19 protein-coding genes and 3 pseudogenes are annotated in these 17,298 nt (G+C 34.8%); 1 reads left to right on the forward strand and 21 read right to left on the reverse strand.

Annotated elements, in window-relative coordinates:
• Position 1 precedes the first annotated feature (1 nt).
• The 21 genes and pseudogenes from CVFO_RS07290 to CVFO_RS07385 form a co-directional block, all read right to left on the reverse strand.
• On the reverse strand, positions 2–760 hold the full coding sequence (locus CVFO_RS07290) for a sulfite exporter TauE/SafE family protein (protein WP_201339372.1): 759 nt from the start codon (positions 758–760) through the stop codon (positions 2–4).
• Positions 760–1,608, reverse strand: a complete 849-nt coding sequence (locus CVFO_RS07295; RefSeq protein WP_201339373.1) for a CorC family transporter — start codon at positions 1,606–1,608, stop codon at positions 760–762. The genes CVFO_RS07290 and CVFO_RS07295 overlap by 1 nt, the downstream gene beginning before the upstream one ends.
• A 38-nt stretch (positions 1,609–1,646) precedes the next feature.
• On the reverse strand, positions 1,647–1,943 hold the full coding sequence (locus CVFO_RS07300) for an RnfH family protein (protein ID WP_201339374.1): 297 nt from the start codon (positions 1,941–1,943) through the stop codon (positions 1,647–1,649).
• Positions 1,933–2,664, reverse strand: coding sequence for a 1-(5-phosphoribosyl)-5-[(5-phosphoribosylamino)methylideneamino]imidazole-4-carboxamide isomerase (gene hisA / locus CVFO_RS07305; protein ID WP_201339375.1), 732 nt, complete (start codon positions 2,662–2,664; stop codon positions 1,933–1,935). The genes CVFO_RS07300 and hisA overlap by 11 nt, the downstream gene beginning before the upstream one ends.
• Positions 2,661–2,900 carry a hypothetical protein gene (locus CVFO_RS07310; RefSeq protein WP_201339376.1) on the reverse strand — a complete coding sequence of 80 codons (240 nt, stop codon included), beginning with the start codon at positions 2,898–2,900 and terminating at the stop codon, positions 2,661–2,663. Before CVFO_RS07310 ends, hisA begins: the two co-directional genes overlap by 4 nt.
• The gene (locus tag CVFO_RS07315) at positions 2,901–3,965 is read right to left on the reverse strand and encodes a GmrSD restriction endonuclease domain-containing protein (RefSeq protein ID WP_201339377.1); all 1,065 of its coding nucleotides are present in this window, start codon (positions 3,963–3,965) and stop codon (positions 2,901–2,903) included. It lies immediately after the preceding gene.
• Position 3,966: 1 nt separating this feature from the next.
• A pseudogene (locus CVFO_RS07320) lies at positions 3,967–5,073 on the reverse strand (IS3 family transposase).
• A gap of 272 nt (positions 5,074–5,345) precedes the next feature.
• A complete protein-coding gene (locus CVFO_RS07325) occupies positions 5,346–5,603 on the reverse strand; it encodes a hypothetical protein (RefSeq protein ID WP_201339378.1) in 258 nt (85 codons plus the stop codon).
• 59 nt (positions 5,604–5,662) lie between these two features.
• Positions 5,663–5,863: a hypothetical protein gene (locus CVFO_RS07330; protein ID WP_201339379.1), complete on the reverse strand. Its 201-nt coding sequence runs from the start codon at positions 5,861–5,863 to the stop codon at positions 5,663–5,665.
• 10 nt (positions 5,864–5,873) lie between these two features.
• The gene (locus CVFO_RS07335; RefSeq protein ID WP_225879249.1) at positions 5,874–6,224 is read right to left on the reverse strand and encodes a glycosyltransferase family protein; all 351 of its coding nucleotides are present in this window, start codon (positions 6,222–6,224) and stop codon (positions 5,874–5,876) included.
• A gap of 143 nt (positions 6,225–6,367) precedes the next feature.
• Positions 6,368–6,505: a glycosyltransferase family 25 protein gene (locus tag CVFO_RS07340; protein ID WP_201339381.1), complete on the reverse strand. Its 138-nt coding sequence runs from the start codon at positions 6,503–6,505 to the stop codon at positions 6,368–6,370.
• A 92-nt stretch (positions 6,506–6,597) separates the two neighbouring features.
• Positions 6,598–7,326: a glycosyltransferase gene (locus CVFO_RS07345; protein WP_201339382.1), complete on the reverse strand. Its 729-nt coding sequence runs from the start codon at positions 7,324–7,326 to the stop codon at positions 6,598–6,600.
• 329 nt (positions 7,327–7,655) lie between these two features.
• On the reverse strand, positions 7,656–7,928 hold the full coding sequence (locus CVFO_RS07350) for a hypothetical protein (protein WP_201339383.1): 273 nt from the start codon (positions 7,926–7,928) through the stop codon (positions 7,656–7,658).
• A 1-nt stretch (position 7,929) separates the two neighbouring features.
• Complete coding sequence (locus CVFO_RS09180; protein WP_281064398.1) at positions 7,930–8,061, reverse strand: hypothetical protein; 132 nt, start codon at positions 8,059–8,061, stop codon at positions 7,930–7,932.
• Between the two features lie 452 nt (positions 8,062–8,513).
• Positions 8,514–9,845 carry a flippase gene (locus tag CVFO_RS07355; protein WP_201339384.1) on the reverse strand — a complete coding sequence of 444 codons (1,332 nt, stop codon included), beginning with the start codon at positions 9,843–9,845 and terminating at the stop codon, positions 8,514–8,516.
• Positions 9,835–10,791 carry a GDP-L-fucose synthase family protein gene (locus CVFO_RS07360; protein ID WP_201339385.1) on the reverse strand — a complete coding sequence of 319 codons (957 nt, stop codon included), beginning with the start codon at positions 10,789–10,791 and terminating at the stop codon, positions 9,835–9,837. Before CVFO_RS07360 ends, CVFO_RS07355 begins: the two co-directional genes overlap by 11 nt.
• A gap of 10 nt (positions 10,792–10,801) precedes the next feature.
• The gene (gene gmd, locus CVFO_RS07365) at positions 10,802–11,896 is read right to left on the reverse strand and encodes a GDP-mannose 4,6-dehydratase (RefSeq protein WP_201339386.1); all 1,095 of its coding nucleotides are present in this window, start codon (positions 11,894–11,896) and stop codon (positions 10,802–10,804) included.
• 55 nt (positions 11,897–11,951) lie between these two features.
• Entirely contained in the window at positions 11,952–13,370 is a 1,419-nt protein-coding gene (locus CVFO_RS07370) for a mannose-1-phosphate guanylyltransferase/mannose-6-phosphate isomerase (RefSeq protein WP_201339387.1), read from the reverse strand.
• A 279-nt stretch (positions 13,371–13,649) separates the two neighbouring features.
• Positions 13,650–14,690: pseudogene (locus CVFO_RS07375) on the reverse strand (IS3 family transposase).
• Positions 14,691–14,957: 267 nt separating this feature from the next.
• Positions 14,958–15,230: a hypothetical protein gene (locus CVFO_RS07380; protein ID WP_201339388.1), complete on the reverse strand. Its 273-nt coding sequence runs from the start codon at positions 15,228–15,230 to the stop codon at positions 14,958–14,960.
• 224 nt (positions 15,231–15,454) lie between these two features.
• Positions 15,455–15,862, reverse strand: a complete 408-nt coding sequence (locus tag CVFO_RS07385) for a DNA-binding transcriptional response regulator (protein ID WP_201339389.1) — start codon at positions 15,860–15,862, stop codon at positions 15,455–15,457.
• 323 nt (positions 15,863–16,185) lie between these two features.
• Here CVFO_RS07385 and CVFO_RS07390 point away from each other — a divergent pair.
• Positions 16,186–17,293, forward strand: a pseudogene (locus CVFO_RS07390) (IS3 family transposase).
• Positions 17,294–17,298 lie beyond the last annotated feature (5 nt).

The following is a 17,298-nucleotide window of genomic DNA, read 5'->3' on the forward strand; positions in this document are numbered from 1 at the left end:
ATTATACCAAATAATCAAAATTTGTAGACTTGGGGAAACTTATAGCACTATGTGAATGATTCATACGCATGCCGTCAAATATCATAGATTTAATCGGTATCCATAATGCCATAATGCCTAATACGATAATCAACAAGCCAGATAAACGCCGCACCCAAGGTTTTTGAATTAAAAAACCCAACTGGGTAGATAGGCTTGCCATTAGCAACAAACTTGGCAATGTCCCTAGTCCAAATGCTAGCATAATTAAACCACCTTCAAGCATCGAGCCAGATAAAACAGTAAAACTAAGCGCACCATAAACCAAACCACAAGGAATACCACCCCATAATAAACCAGTAAAAAATGCACTTCTAAGATTTCTGATTGGCAAAAACCGTTGAGTTAATGGCTGTAATTTTACCCAAAGTTTAGCACCAAGTTTTTCCAATATTTGAATGCTGGATGACCAATTACCGATATATAGCCCCACCATAACCATCAACACACCTGAAAATATTCGTAAAACCTTATCAAACACACCCATTTGTAAGGTCTGTGCCAATAGCGTGCCAATTAAGCCAAAGACAGCCCCCATTAGCATATAGCTTAGAATTCTACCAAGGTTATAATTTAGATGAAAAAGTGCCACTTTTTTTGGATTGGCTCTCACTTGTGGGTCAAGTCCAGCACTAAGCATACCTACCACACCACCACACATGCCTAAACAATGCACACCGCCTAATAACCCCATTAAAAAAACACTAGTAAAAATATCCATTAAGTATTACCACCATCCAAAGAGCGCTCTACTTCAAGCAAATGAATACGTCTAGAGTCGGTTTTTAAAATTTTAAAATCAAAGCCTTGTAGTGATATCTCATCCATCTGCTCAGGCAAACGAGTAAAGCCCTTAATTACCAAGCCAGCCACTGTGTCAATATTTTCAACTTGTAATTTCACCCAGAAGAACTCATCAAATTCTTCAATAGGGGTGTTGGCTTTAAGTAAAAATCTACCTTCACCAAGATCAATAATGTTATCTTCTTCTAAATCGTGTTCATCCTCAATCTCGCCCACAATTTGTTCTAAAACATCTTCAAGGGTTACCAAACCTGCAATTTCACCATATTCATCCATCACAATTGCCATGTGTGATTTTTTTTGTTGAAAGTCTCTTAATAATGCACCAAGGGTTTTGCTTTCTGGCACAAGAATAGAATCTCGTAAATATTCCTTATAATTAAACTCAGAGCGCTGATCGCCCGCCAAAAACTCAAGTAAATCCTTAGCCAAAATCACACCTTGGATTTTGTTCTTATTGCTATTAATAATTGGAAATCTAGAGTGTGAAGATTTGATCATAATATCAAGCAATTCTTTAGTGCTTACTTGATGCTCAATCATCACCATTTTTGATTTTGGTACCATTACATCACGCACTTCTAGCTTTTCAAGTTGCATCGTGCCTTCAATAATTGAGCGAGAATGAGAGTCAATGACATGGTTTTTCTCCGCCTCTTTGAGCACTTGTAAGAGCTCATCGCTTGTGCATAGTGGCGTATGCAAGCAACGTTTTTTAAGTCTTTGTAGAAAGGAGAGTTTCGATGGAGGTTGTTCTTCGTTCATTAACGTTTATGTGGATTAAAGCATTATTTTAACAAAGTTCAAGTTTTTTTACCACTGCGCATTTTTTTACCTTGCGCGGCTCGTTCCTTGCGTACCGCTTTAGGGTCAACAATGAGTGGACGATAAATCTCAACTCGATCTTTGTCTCTAAGTATTGTGCCAAGCTTGGCAATTTTGCCAAAAATACCGGTTTTGTCTTTGATAAGGTCAATCTGTGGATAAATATCCAACATGCCCGATGCCTCAATCGCTTGCTTTAAGGTCGCCCCCTCGTTCACTTCTAGCTCAAGTAAGGTCTGCTTATCTCTTAAAGCGTAGGCAATCTCAATTTGCATCGCAAAGTTGTTGTGCTTGTTTAAAATCAAGCGTGCCTTCATAAATCGCTCGTCCAGTAATCGCTCCCATAATACCATGATGCGCCTCAACTAATAATCCGGAGATGTCTTCCATATTGGTAATGCCACCTGAAGCAATAATGGGGATTGAAGTTTGCCTAGCAAGATTAACTGTGGCTTCAACATTCACCCCCTGCATCATGCCATCGCGCGCAATATCCGTATAAACAATAGAACTCACGCCATCTTGTTCAAATTTTTTCGATAAATCCACCATATTTAGATCCGTTTGTTGTGCCCAACCTTGTGTTGCCACCAGGCCATCATTCGCATCCAAACCCACAATCACTTTACCAGGGAATTCACGACACAGCTCAAACACAAACTCAGGATTTGTTACTGCCATCGTGCCAATAATCAAATAACTAACCCCCGCCTCAATATATGCATTAGCAATATCCATATTACGAATACCCCCACCAATTTGCACGGGCAGGTCAGGGAATGCTGATACAATCTGCATCACACTCGCTGCATTCACAGGCTTACCCTCAAATGCCCCATTGAGGTCTACCAAGTGCAATCTACGCGCCCCTCGCGCTACCCACTGCGCTGCCATATCTACTGGATTATCAGAAAACACCGTAGTATCCTCCATCAAGCCTTGCCTTAAACGCACGCATTGTCCATCTTTTAAATCTATTGCTGGAATTATGATCATTTTTCGAATCCCAGCCATTCCACTGCTAATTTATCCCAAATAACTGACCCTAGATTTTTAGTTCCTATTTCTATAGCTTCATTATCCCAATCTTCTAAATTAGTCAACGATTTTAAATATGGAAAATGTTGAGATTGAGCAAGAATTGATTCTGTATTTTCTCCAAACTTAACCTTGCTATCTCTTAAATACTCCTTTTGCTCTTTTAAAGTTTCTGTGGATAAAGCTTTAAACATCTACATTTTTTCTTTTAATTCTTGATTGCCCACCGAACTATTCGTACTTATTGGCAATAAGGTAAGGTTTCCCAATGCGTGCTTTCTTTCATCAGTCACACCACTCCAATTATTTCTTTGTGGAGATATGTGTTCTATTGATTGAAAAAATGAATAATCAAAACCTTTGTTTAAAGTTTCAGACACTCCACTTCTAGCCTCTTCCACCAAGCCAATACCTTGGCCACTTGGAACAACACCATCAAACGCCGAAATAGGCATTAATTTACATACTTCCTTGCTCTCAGTGTAAATATTGATATTTTTAATTTTACTTAACCATGTTTCTTTAGAGTAAATTTTAGCCTTGTCCGTAGCCCCTTCAAATAAAAAATATCTAAATGCTTTCTTTAATACTTCTAAATTAATGTCATCTACATTTTTTTGTCTACAGAAGGGTGGTATTTTATTTTGTTCCTGTTCAACATTAATTCTAGGATTTTTTATACCTTTAGACATTAATTCTCTATAACAATTATCTATGCCAGCAGTTCCTGTTCTTGCCGACCCCCACAATACAAAAAATGCAGTAACAGCTTTAATCACATCTCTAAAGTCAATGGCATCAGAATCTTCTAACAATGACTTACTGTAAAATCTAGACAGAAGCGCAATAGAAATAATGTGTTTTTTTGCTAAAACCTGTAAGCAGGTTAGCGCTACTTTGTCATTTTTCAACTCATTTATAATAATTTCATCTGGATTCTTATTTGATAAATTCCAAATATTATAAAATTTACTAGCAATAGCTAAATTTTTAACAAGGTCTTCCTTTGTGTTAGTTTTTTTATATTCATCGCGTAGATATATTCTTTGCACTCTTAATCTTTTAGACAATGTTCTGCCATTTTCAGATAAAGAAAATGTTGTGATTAATTGACTAGTAGATGTATCCCTTCTCTTTGGGTCGAGTTTTAAATAATCTTCTATTTGCTCCATATATTTTTTAGACTGAGAGTCAAAGTACCCTTCTAAACCAATATGTTCTACTACTTTAGTGCAATAGTTTAACCTACTTGGACACATTTCAAGCCGCTTTTTTCAATTCAGCCATCTTTTGAGCAGGTGTTAAATACCCAATCGCTGAATGAATCCTTTTGTAATTATACAAGTAGATATAACCCTCTACATTTTGCACGACTTCACTATGATTTGCAAAACTTTGATAATTTAATCTCTCAGTCTTCAGACTTCTAAAGAAACGCTCCATGACCGCATTATCCCAACAATTACCTCGCCTGCTCATGCTTTGAGTAATGTTGTTCTTGTTGCAATAATCAATAAAAACTTTAGAAGAGTATTGAGTCCCTTGATCAGAGTGGAACATGTGTTTATTTGTATTGGGCTGGTGTCTAGACACAGCATTACTAAGCGCATCCTTTGCCAACTGAGCATTAGGCTGTTTTGACAATGCCCAACCAACAACTTGTCTTGAGCCTAAATCCAACACACTGGCTAAATAACTCCCACCTTGATAGGTTTTGATATAGGTAATATCACCAACCCAATGCGTATTAATTGATTGCTGCTCAAACACACGATTTAATAGGTTTTTTGCCTTTTTAAACATCAATCTAGTATTAGGGTAATAATGACGCTTTCTTGGGCGTATGGCAACTACATTGGCTTTTTTCATTAGCGTTGCAGTTTGGTAAATACCAATGTTATAACCTTGGTTATTCAAAACTACTCGCATTCTGCGTTTGCCATAGGTGTATCCAACTTCAATAGCAGTTTGTTTGATTAATTTAATCATAGCGTTGGTGTTGTTGTTTACTCGCTTATCTTTGACTTGATAGTAATAACTACTGCGAGGAAGTTTGAGTAATGCTCATAATTCTTTAGTATTGTATTGTTGGCAAGCCTTGTTTATCTTGATAATCATATCACTTGGTGATTGTCCACAGCGAACAAGGCTGTTGCCTTTTTTAAGATTTCATTGTCCCTTTGTGCGCGCCAAAGTTGTTTCTCAAGCAGTTGTATTGTTTGTTGTTCAGAAGTCAGCGCTTTGCCTGACTCTGGTGTTTGTCCACCAAGCTCTGCTAGGTATTGTTTTCTCCATCTGCTAACTGCTGAGGAGCAAGCTCCTGATATTATCATGATTTTTTTTATTGGTGTAATTCTCATGCACCATGAGTTTGGCATAATCTAGTGTTCCCCCCTCAAGGGGGTATTGAACAGAATGTTCAACGGTAAAAGTCACTCGTTGTTTTCTTGATTTATATTGTGTCATTACTGACCTCCTTATGGTTTGTATTATAAGGCTATCTTTGTGTCCAATAAAATTAGACTATTGCAGTATTGTGCTACTCATGTTCTTTCTCCTTTTTGGGGATTATAAAATATGAGGGTTTACACAATCTGGTTTACAGGGTCAAAATAAAGTTACTTTTTGTTTATAAGATTTTACCTTTGAAAGGTTATTTTTTTTGGTACTGAGTTAAGTAAAAATTTGCCAGTGCCAAATCTTCTGGATTGGTAAGTGTCTGCGTAATGTTGATACTTATTAGACAGCATGGTGTACTCTTGGCTTTTTTGCTCAAATTGCTGTGCTTGATGTTGCAACTCTAAGATTCTTACTGCAGTTTTTGCCATCGTATCCTCTAGGGCAAGGTAATCATAATCCCAAACACTGGATTTAGGTACTGAGAGCTGTTTAACCACATCACTAATGGCGTATGTTCTTTCTTCCTTAAAGCCCCATCAAGGGTGGATGATGGTTTTTATTCTACTTTGCTCATTGTATTCATAACTGCTGGTGTAGTCTTAGTTTGATTTATGCAAAGGCCTCTAGTAATGAGTTGTTGTTTTTGTTTTTTAAAATCTATATCAATCTGGCTAGACAATTTTTTTGCACCAGCACGTCTCTGGTGGCGACTAAATGAAAACCACTTTTCAAATTTACTTTTATCTTTGCGTCCCATTATTTTTTAGTTAATTAGACAAAAAATTTCTAGTAACAATCCACATTCTCCATAGAGGAGGGCGACTTAGTTCATTTTTTATTTTTGCTGATAATTTCTTTTTCTTAGTTGAAATTGTTGAACCGCCTACTTTAAAATCTTGGTGAGAGAGGCAGCCTTTATCAAAACTCCAAGTTTGTACATTATGAAACCAAAGCATTTGTTGTAGCGTGTCAACAGGCGCTTTAAAATTTTGCATTTTGTTAAAAAAAACTTGAACAGCTAACTTGCCATAAATAGCACCTTGGTTTTTAAGTGGCGGTGTTTGATAACGAATAGGCACAATGCCATTAATATTTTTTTCTTTTTTTTTGCTAGACAAACCAATCACAATATTTTCATCTTAATGTTTAAATAAAATTTCAATTACCTTCTTAAAGTTGTTATGTATTTTAACATCATTCTCTAATACAACACATGCCTTTGGAGTTATGGCTTGATACTGTCCGCCAAGCATTACGCCAGCTAAGAGCGCAGCCCGATTTCTCCTGCAGATAAAGTTGCATAATGAACCCATGAACGCTTTGATTGCTGTTGGTAAGATTGTAATATTCGGGGTTGAATTTGATGACCATCAATTGCTACCATTCTTTCAAATGGCATTTTTAATTTAGATAATTACCTATCCATATAAGACAACCTGTTAGGACCCCTGTCTAAATTAATGATATAAATAGGAATTTCTTTGATGTTCATTAAATTTTCCAATATTTTTCAATCCAAGGCGATGGCTGGATGTGTCGATACCATTTTCCACTACGTCCAATAATTGCCTCGGGTGGATTGGGCAAACCGTGGAATAAAATAACTTTTGCACCTTTGGGTATAAAAGGCGCTTGAAACCAAGACTTTATCCAAGAGGGACAACAACGATACTTAAAGCTTGGTACCCACTCATCTGGCCAATATCTCAATTTGTCTTGTTTGTACATTTCACGTGATAAGTACGCTTGTTCATGGCGCACTTCGTTTTGCACTAATTCAGAATTTTGCTTAAAATAGCTTAAAATTTCTGAATATTGCCCAATTTCAAACCTAAATATTGATGAGTTGCCCTCTATTTTTTTTGGATTTTTCTTATCATGGGCAATTAGAAAATTACCAGAGTGAGTGAAAAACCCATCTAAATTTCCAACCACCACTATGTCTAAATCTAGAAATAAAGTAGGTCCAGATAAGCCGCCAAAGTCTTGTTTGAATACAGTTAATTTTCGCCAACCTCTTTCTAGCAATCTAGGAGGCAAATCTAACTCTGGTAAATCTTGTATTTCTACCTCATCCCGTATACCTACACTATTTTCAGTGAAACATACGAATCGAAATGGTATAGAAAGATGGCGAGAAACCATGCCAAAGAGTCGATTAACATATTCAACAGGAAATTTATCGCCCCATTTCATGCATATAATATTAACTTTATTCATTTTTTTTATCTAGTTGTTCTTTTTTTTAAACTATTCTTTTGTATAAAATTACTGGCTTGTTAATCAGGCAAAACGCCAGTTTAAGTCTAGCGAATTATTCTATTTATAATGCCATAACTAATAGAATATTTTATATTAATAAAGGGCATATACGGGGTATTACAATATATAAATCTATTTATTTTAATTGGTATTAATTCTTGTTTAAAGTATAAGGCGCAAGCCAATCTATGAGCTCCGTCTATCAACTGCTGATTTTTGTCAATCGAAACTCTGCTTTGAATGTCAAAATTATTTTTATCAATACTTTCTATTAATTTTATAAATTTTTATTCTGTTCCATCAATAAAACCTCTCTCAATTTGCATTTTACGATACAAGGAAAAACCACAATCATTTTGATTGAAGTGGTTTTCTATTGCTAAATACCTAACTATCACATCAAACCTATTGAACTTGCCTTCTTTAAACTGACGGACTATTAACTTATTAGCTTCCTGTGCAATAATTAAGTCATTATTTGCCTTATAGGTCCATTGCAATAATTGTAATTTTTTCTTATATGACTTTAATTTATTTATTACTTTAATAATTAATTTCATGTTATTTTAATATTTTGATAAGAGTTTCTTTCAGTTTTTTAGTAGGAATTTCTTTTTCATCAACCTCATTTTTATATTTATAAATATACTCATAATGATGTTTTTTATAAGGATTCTTTTTAATCTCAGCCAATCTGAACACGACTTCATATTTTTTCGGTAAATAACAAAATCCATTCTTAAACCTCCTATTGCAAATGGCTTTTTCTATAAAAAAAAGTAGGTAATTCTTCGTCATTTACGCTATTATCCAATTGATAATATAGTTGATTGTATTCCTCCATTCTTATTCTAAATTTTTTTACCTCTTCAATAGTTTTAATTGAAAATACATTGTTATACTTCTTAGAAAAATCCAACAAAACCTTATTAACTTTATGAAAATCCTCCCCTCCCCCTAGTAGAAAAAAATATCCAAATCTTTTCCTATCGGATAAATTATAGGGAAATATTTAGGCATATACGGAACTTCAACTTTAACAACAACGTATTTATAAGACCTTAATTCATCAAATATTTTTGTCAAATCAAGATTATATTTTTTTTTGGAAAATAAATTGATGGATACATAAGTTCAATAATTTTTTAAATATTTTTATTTTTTGCATTTTTAGCCCATAAGCCCATAAGAAATATTGCCTGCATTTGAATGAAAAAGTATTTTTTTGTTTTCTGAAAAAAAAACATGCCGAATAAAGAAATAATTTTAGTTATAACAGTAGCATAAACAGCACCCATAACTCCAAAAATACTTATTAAAAAATAATTTAGAATTATATTTATAAAAATATACATCATATTCAAATATAATAGCAATTTTTGCTGATTCAAAATTACAAGATAACTAGAACAAATAAATGAATTAAACATGGCAATTAGACCAATTGACAAAACCCAAAGAAGGTCGGCACTTTCCTTATATTCTTCACCAAACAATATAAAAATAACCTCTTCAGAGAAAAAGTATAAAAATACAACCATTATGTACGCCAATAATGTGCTGTAACTTGATAATACAAGTGTTAAATTATAGAAACTTTTGGTATTTTTATTATACTCTTTTATCAAAAAAGGACTAATAGAGTCTGCTATTATACTGGGTATGATAAATGACATTTCGTACATCATAGCAGCGACAGAATATATTCCAACAGAATATTCATCCAACATATCTCCTATCATCACTCGATCAATTTTTGTATAAATGAGATACGACATGTAGGCAAACATCAACGACCAGCTGTCTTTCAACAGGGTAAATACTATTGATTTTTTAAAAGTTAATTTTTGAATATTAATTTTTGAATTGGTTAAAAAGAAATATACAAAACCACAGGCCAAAATAAAACTATCAAATAATATAACCCAAGCAAAAGCAATCAATGATGCATTATTAAGAATTAATACAACTTTTATAACTGAGCTAATAAACAGGCTAATGATATTGGCATAAACCACAAACTTACTCAGTACTTTAGCTTGAAAATACATATCAACTACATTAAAACTTTGAAAGATGGTGGCTGAAGCAATGATAAATACTAAAGCATTAGTAAAGCTGTCATTTGAGGTGAAATTAATAGCGATGGACAAAATTAACAATGTCGCAATTGCACCGATAACTTTTAGCCAAAATGCTGTTCCGATAAGTTCATTTGCACGACTTTCATCCTTAACCAACTCACGCACCACTATCCTATCAAGCCCAAGTGTGGCAATAGCTGCAAATAAGCCCACAAAACTTTGAGCATAACTGAACAACCCGAACTGCTCTGGACCTAGATACCGGACAACCCAAATACCAACAAACAGCCCTATAACCATACGCAGGATTTTTTCTCCTAACAGCCATGATGTATTTTTAAAATACTTCATAAAGCCACTGTGGTCTTTTAGGTCTTTAATTTTATTTAGCACTATCCATAGAGCATTGATAGGTTTTATTTAAGCCATCTTCCAAACTGGTTGTTGCTTGCCAGCCTAATTGACTAACTTTACTAATGTCTAAGCGTTTTCTTAACGTACCATCTGGCATTTCATCATTCCAAATAATTTTTCCTTCAAATTTTGTTACTTTTTTGATTAATTTTGCTAATTGCTTGATGGTGACATCTTCACCAGTACCAATATTAATATGCGATAGCATTGGATTGGTGTTATTTTTGTAAATATCTTTATTGCAAGAAATAACAAAAATACACGCTTTTGCCATATCATCAACATATAAAAACTCTCGCATTGCTTTACCTGTACCCCAAACTACTACTTCATTAGCGTTGTTGATTTTTGCTTCGTGAAAACGACGTATTAAAGCAGGAATAACGTGGGAATTTTTAGGATGGAAGTTGTCGCCTATGCCATATAAATTAGTGGGCATAACTGAGCGAAAATCAGTATTATGTTGCCGATTGTAGGATTCACAAAGTTTGATGCCTGCTATTTTAGCAATCGCATAAGGCTCGTTCGTAGGTTCTAGTGTTGATGTTAGCAAGCATGCTTCTTGCATGGGTTGTGGTGCTAGTTTGGGATAAATACAAGAACTACCTAAAAATAATAATCGTTTTGTTTTGTTTTGATAGGCGCTGTGAATAATGTTGGCCTCTATCATTAAATTGATATAAATAAAATCAGCAGGAAATTCATTGTTAGCATAAATCCCGCCAACTTTAGCGGCAGCTAAAAAGACATATTGTGGTTTTTCCTTAGTGAAAAAATCAGCCACTTGTTGTTGGTTGGTTAAATCCAACTCGCTGTGAGTTTTGTAAATTAGATTTACAAAATTTTGGTTTTTTAATTCTCTAATGATTGCTGAACCAACTAAACCTTGATGACCAGCAATATAAATTTTATCGTTAAGTTGCATCTTGGGTTAATTATTCGTTGAAATTAGGCGCTCTAAAGCCGTGTTTTTTAACCAAGGTATCGCGCTTAGCAAGATTAATGTCGTTTTCCATCATCTCATGCACCATTTCCTCCAAGGTAATTTTTGGTATCCAGCCTAATTTTTCTTTAGCTTTGGTTGGGTCACCCAGTAATGTTTCTACCTCAGTTGGTCGGAAATAACGCGCATCAACCGCAACAATTAAATTGCCAGTTTCCATATCATAACCTTTTTCGTCCATGCCTTTACCTTCCCAGCGAATGGTTTTACCCAAATGATCCCAAGAAAAATTAACAAAATCACGCACGGAGTATTGAATACCAGTAGCAATACAAAAATCATCTGGCTCATTCTGCTGTAGCATGAGCCATTGCATCTCCACATAATCTTTAGCATGTCCCCAATCGCGCTTGGCATCCATATTGCCAAGATAAACCGTATCTTGCAAGCCTAGTGAAATACGAGCCAATGCACGAGTTATTTTACGAGTAACAAATGTCTCTCCACGCACCGGTGACTCATGATTAAACAAAATTCCGTTGCAAGCATACATGCCATAGGCTTCACGATAATTAACTGTAATCCAATAAGCATAAAGCTTGGCAGCTGCATAAGGAGAGCGTGGGTAAAAAGGTGTGGTTTCTTTTTGTGGTGTCTCTTGCACCTCGCCATATAACTCCGAAGTAGAGGCTTGATAATAACGAGTTTTCTTTTCCAAACCTGAAATACGAATTGCTTCTAATATGCGAAGTGCGCCAAGACCAACAGTATCTGCAGTATATTCTGGTGTTTCAAATGACACTGCAACATGTGATTGTGCACCAAGATTATAGATTTCATCAGGCTGGATTTGTTGGATAATGCGTACCAAGCTCATTGAATCAGACAAATCGCCATAATGGAGGATAAAATTTCTATGAGAAACATGCGGGTCTTGATAAAGATGATCAATACGATCGGTATTAAACGATGAAGAGCGGCGCTTAATACCGTGAACCTCATAACCCTTCTCTAACAAAAACTCTGCTAAATAAGCACCATCTTGACCAGTTATACCTGTGATTAATGCTTTCTTTTTATTCACCATCTCGACTCCATAAAAAAATTCTCAACACGTTAATATATTTATACACTCTAATTATTCATTCTTTACTGCGGCCGTACATATCTTCAAATCTAACAATATCATCCTCACCCAAATAAACACCACTTTGCACTTCAATAACCTCTAACGATTTGTTGGTTCTATTTTCTAAAGCATGTGTTGTGCCAATAGGAATATAAGCAGATTCTCCCTTATTTAAAGTAAAGGTTTTCTTGTCATTTATAACAGTTGCTGTACCACTTACAACCACCCAATGCTCTGCACGTTTGTAATGCATTTGTAATGATAATTTTGCACCTGGGTTGACATGAAGTCTTTTTACTTGAAAATATTCACCCGAATCAATAGAATCAAACCAACCCCATGGTCTGAAAACTTTTCGGTGTATTCCACCTTCATGTCTGTTGGAATTTTGCAACTTCTCAATAATAAATTTTACCTCTTGTGCTTTGTCGTGACTAGCAACAAAAGTAGCATCAGGCGTATCAACGATAATTAAATTCTCTACGCCAATCGTAGCCACCATGTGGTGATTTGCGTTAATATAAGTATTAATCGTATCTTTAGTAATAACGTCTCCTGAAATAACATTGTTGTTGTCATCTTTTATACCAACATTATAAAGTGCTGACCATGAACCAATATCATTCCATCGTGCATCTAATGGCACAACAACAACATGATTACTTTTCTCCATCAATACATAATCAATTGAATCACTTGGTGAATCAGTAAATGCTTGTTTGTCTAAGCGAATAAAATCAAAATCTAGTATTGCATTATCAACTGCTTTATTAACTGATTTAATGATATCGGGTGAATAAATAGTTAACTCATCAATCAGTGTGTTGGCTTGAAATACAAACATACCACTATTCCAAAAATAGTTATCTTGCTCCAAATACGATTGTGCAGTTTTCAAATTAGGTTTTTCAACAAATTTTTCAACTTGGTATGCACCATCAATATTGGTTTCAGATGACTTAATATAACCATAATTAGTATCGGCTTGCGTTGGCACAATACCAAAAGTGACCAATTTTCCTGCTTGAGCTTGTTGAATAGCAACATAAACCGCCTTATGAAAGGCTTCAATGTCTTGAATAATATGATCAGCTGATAGTACAAGCAATATTACATCGTCTGATTGTTTAATTGATTGCAACGCTGCAGCCGCAATAGCGGGGGCAGTATTTCTACCAACCGGCTCAAGTAAAATTGTTGGACTCTTAATACCAATTTCTCGACATTGTTGTGCAACTAAGAAACGATGCGCAAAATTGCAAACAATCATAGGGTCTATAAAATTATCTAACCCATTTAGGCGCAAAATTGTTTCTTGCAACATGCTTTTATCACTTACTAAAGGCAGATACTGTTTAGGATGTTGCTTACGGGATAACGGCCATAACCTCGTACCAGAGCCACCAGATAAGATAACTGGCACTATATTCATAAATAATACCCTTGAATAAACGAGTTGGGACTAATCACACTCACCACCTAATCATTCCTAAATAAATCACATATATAAGTTGGTAAAAAATTGTTATTACACCATTTTATTTTAAAAACGCATAATGTTAAATATTATCATTTAATGCTTTTTAGATAAAAACATAATATTGGATAATCCAACATAACTAGCCCTTAACGTTCATTAAATAATTACTATTAAAAAACATTTATACTTGTAATACCCCAATTTTCCATACAACTCTAAAGTAGAGGCTAGTCATCTTATCACGCCACCTAGGGCAAAGTGCGGTCGTTCGTTATTATAAACCCATAACCACTGTGTGGTTGCATCTTGTGCTTGCTCAACAGAATCAAACAAATGCAGATCTAAACACTCTTGTCTTACTGTACGGTTAAATCTCTCAATGTAGGCATTTTGAGTTGGCTTACCTGGTTGGATGTACATTAACTCAATACCTAAGGCTTGTACCCAGTCTCTTAATGCTTGGCTAATGTATTCAGGACCATTATCACATCTGATAGCCTTGGGCTTGCCACGCCACTGAATCAAACGTTCTAATGATTGAATAACTCGTCTTGCTGGCATGGACAAGTCCACATCAATATTCAAGCCTTCCCGATTGTAATCATCGACAACATTAAAAGTTCTAATGTGCCTGCCATCAGTGAGTGAGTCTGACATAAAATCCATTGACCAAGTTTGGTTAATAGTTGTTGGCACACTCAGTGCTTCGGGTTTATCTCTTTTGATTCTTCTTCTTGGCTTGATTCTTAGATTGAGCTCCAGTTCTTGGTAAATGCGATACACTCGTTTATGGTTAAATTTGTAGTCTTTAACATTACGTAGATATAAATAGCACAGTTTAAAACCCCAACGCTTGTGCGTTGCGGTTAAGCGCAGTAGACAATCGGCAATTAAAGCATTGTCATCACTGAGTTTTGGTTGATAATAATAAGTGCTTTTACTAATGCTACAAACTTCGTAAATAAGTTTGATACTTGTGTTCTTATTTTGTTCATTGATGTTTAAAGCCATCCTCACGCCACTGGGATGGCTTTAGAACTTTTTTGCTAAGGCATCCTTTGTAATTTGCAGTTTCAACTCACTCTCAGCATACATACGCTTGAATTGAGCATTTTCTGATTCTAGCTCTTTTAAGCGTTTAACCATAGAGACAAAATCTGTATCACCGTATTTAGATCTCCATTTGTAAAATGTGGCTTGAGACATTGCGTATTCACGGCATAGATCAGCCACAGATATGCCTGATTGGTTTTGTTTGAGTATGTTGACTATTTATGACTCTGTATATCTTGATTTTTTCATGTGAAAACTCCTTATTTTTTATTATAGAATTTTCTACTTTAGAATGGTGGTTTTTTGGGGTATTACAGATGCGTTTATTGGGTTTATCAAGCGGTATTCGTTATGGTTTGAGTAATAATTGTCTGGTCATTAGATATGGATTTGTATTTTTCTGCGAGAAAAGCATCAAGTTTATTTTGGTTTTTTGTGCAGATTAGCAATTTAATATCCTCCCTATTAAAATTATAAATTCCAAAATTATCTAGAGGCATAATATTTGCATTTATTCTCGATATATGTCCAAGCTAATTCTGAGCGTAATAATTTTTGCAATACTTGTAAATCACCGTCTTTTTTTACGTAAGCAGACATGCCGTTATAAAAATATAGTTCTTCATCATTACTGATTTCGGCAACAAAGTCTTTTTTAACAATTCTAGGAAAAAGCAGTTTGCTTTTTATTTTTTCTAATGATTGTGTTCTGCCAAAAGCATACCAAATCGCGTATCTGCCATTGCCTTTGTCCCTCATAGAAAGTGTTTTTATGTACCAATAAATACGTATAAGCTTTGGGAAGTTTCTCAGAAAAGACACTTTCAGTTATAATTTTTATTTGATTGTTCTTGTTGTAGGCATACGGAAAAATAATTTTTTCTTTTAAGCTTGTTATGCTATTATTTTTATTCAATTTGTTTGAATTGATGATGTCTCTACATATATTTTTTTCAATTTTAGTGCCATCTTGCATACAGTATCTAGTTTTTAATTTTGTCTAAAAATGTAGAGTGTGCCATACTCTCTGCACTTTCATCCATTAATCCTTTAATGTAAACTATATTTACATCCTCTCTGTCAGCCACAGCCTCATCGTCAAAAGAAGTTAAAACAAAGCATGGAAAATTTATTCTTTCACTTAAAATAGCTTTAACTAAATCCAGGCCGTCAAAACTAATATTGGCATTTTCTTCATGTAATTTATGGTCTGTTATTATTGCATCAAAATTTTCTTTTTTAATTTCCAGCATAAAATTTTTTAAACTATTTTCTGACATTATTGTGATTAGTTCAAAATTTTTATCGGTATCATTTTTATTTACATATCTTTTAAATCTGTTAATATCATGTTCAACTCCGTCTACAAATAATATTTTATATTTTTCCATTTCTACTTTCTTATATATTTTCGAATAAACGAAATCCTAATGCCAAATCCTTTATTTTCTGGATACAATAATTTCACATTTCCATTATATTCCTTAACTATAGTGGCTACTAACCACATGCCTAGCCTTATTCAAACTTTGTTAGGTTGAATATTGCAGTGCAATGCTCTAACCTACTTGGACACAAAGATAGCCTTATAATACAAACCATAAGGAGGTCAGTAATGACACAATATAAATCAAGAAAACAACGAGTGACTTTTACCGTTGAACATTCTGTTCAATACCCCCTTGAGGGGGGAACACTAGATTATGCCAAACTCATGGTGCATGAGAATTACACCAATAAAAAAAATCATGATAATATCAGGAGCTTGCTCCTCAGCAGTTAGCAGATGGAGAAAACAATACCTAGCAGAGCTTGGTGGACAAACACCAGAGTCAGGCAAAGCGCTGACTTCTGAACAACAAACAATACAACTGCTTGAGAAACAACTTTGGCGCGCACAAAGGGACAATGAAATCTTAAAAAAGGCAACAGCCTTGTTCGCTGTGGACAATCACCAAGTGATATGATTATCAAGATAAACAAGGCTTGCCAACAATACAATACTAAAGAATTATGAGCATTACTCAAACTTCCTCGCAGTAGTTATTACTATCAAGTCAAAGATAAGCGAGTAAACAACAACACCAACGCTATGATTAAATTAATCAAACAAACTGCTATTGAAGTTGGATACACCTATGGCAAACGCAGAATGCGAGTAGTTTTGAATAACCAAGGTTATAACATTGGTATTTACCAAACTGCAACGCTAATGAAAAAAGCCAATGTAGTTGCCATACGCCCAAGAAAGCGTCATTATTACCCTAATACTAGATTGATGTTTAAAAAGGCAAAAAACCTATTAAATCGTGTGTTTGAGCAGCAATCAATTAATACGCATTGGGTTGGTGATATTACCTATATCAAAACCTATCAAGGTGGGAGTTATTTAGCCAGTGTGTTGGATTTAGGCTCAAGACAAGTTGTTGGTTGGGCATTGTCAAAACAGCCTAATGCTCAGTTGGCAAAGGATGCGCTTAGTAATGCTGGTGTCTAGACACCAGCCCAATACAAATAAACACATGTTCCACTCTGATCAAGGGACTCAATACTCTTCTAAAGTTTTTATTGATTATTGCAACAAGAACAACATTACTCAAAGCATGAGCAGGCGAGGTAATTGTTGGGATAATGCGGTCATGGAGCGTTTCTTTAGAAGTCTGAAGACTGAGAGATTAAATTATCAAAGTTTTGCAAATCATAGTGAAGTCGTGCAAAATGTAGAGGGTTATATCTACTTGTATAATTACAAAAGGATTCATTCAGCGATTGGGTATTTAACACCTGCTCAAAAGATGGCTGAATTGAAAAAAGCGGCTTGAAATGT

It is taken from the genome of Isorropodon fossajaponicum endosymbiont JTNG4, assembly GCF_016592615.1.
Classification (GTDB): Bacteria; Pseudomonadota; Gammaproteobacteria; order PS1; family Pseudothioglobaceae; genus Ruthia.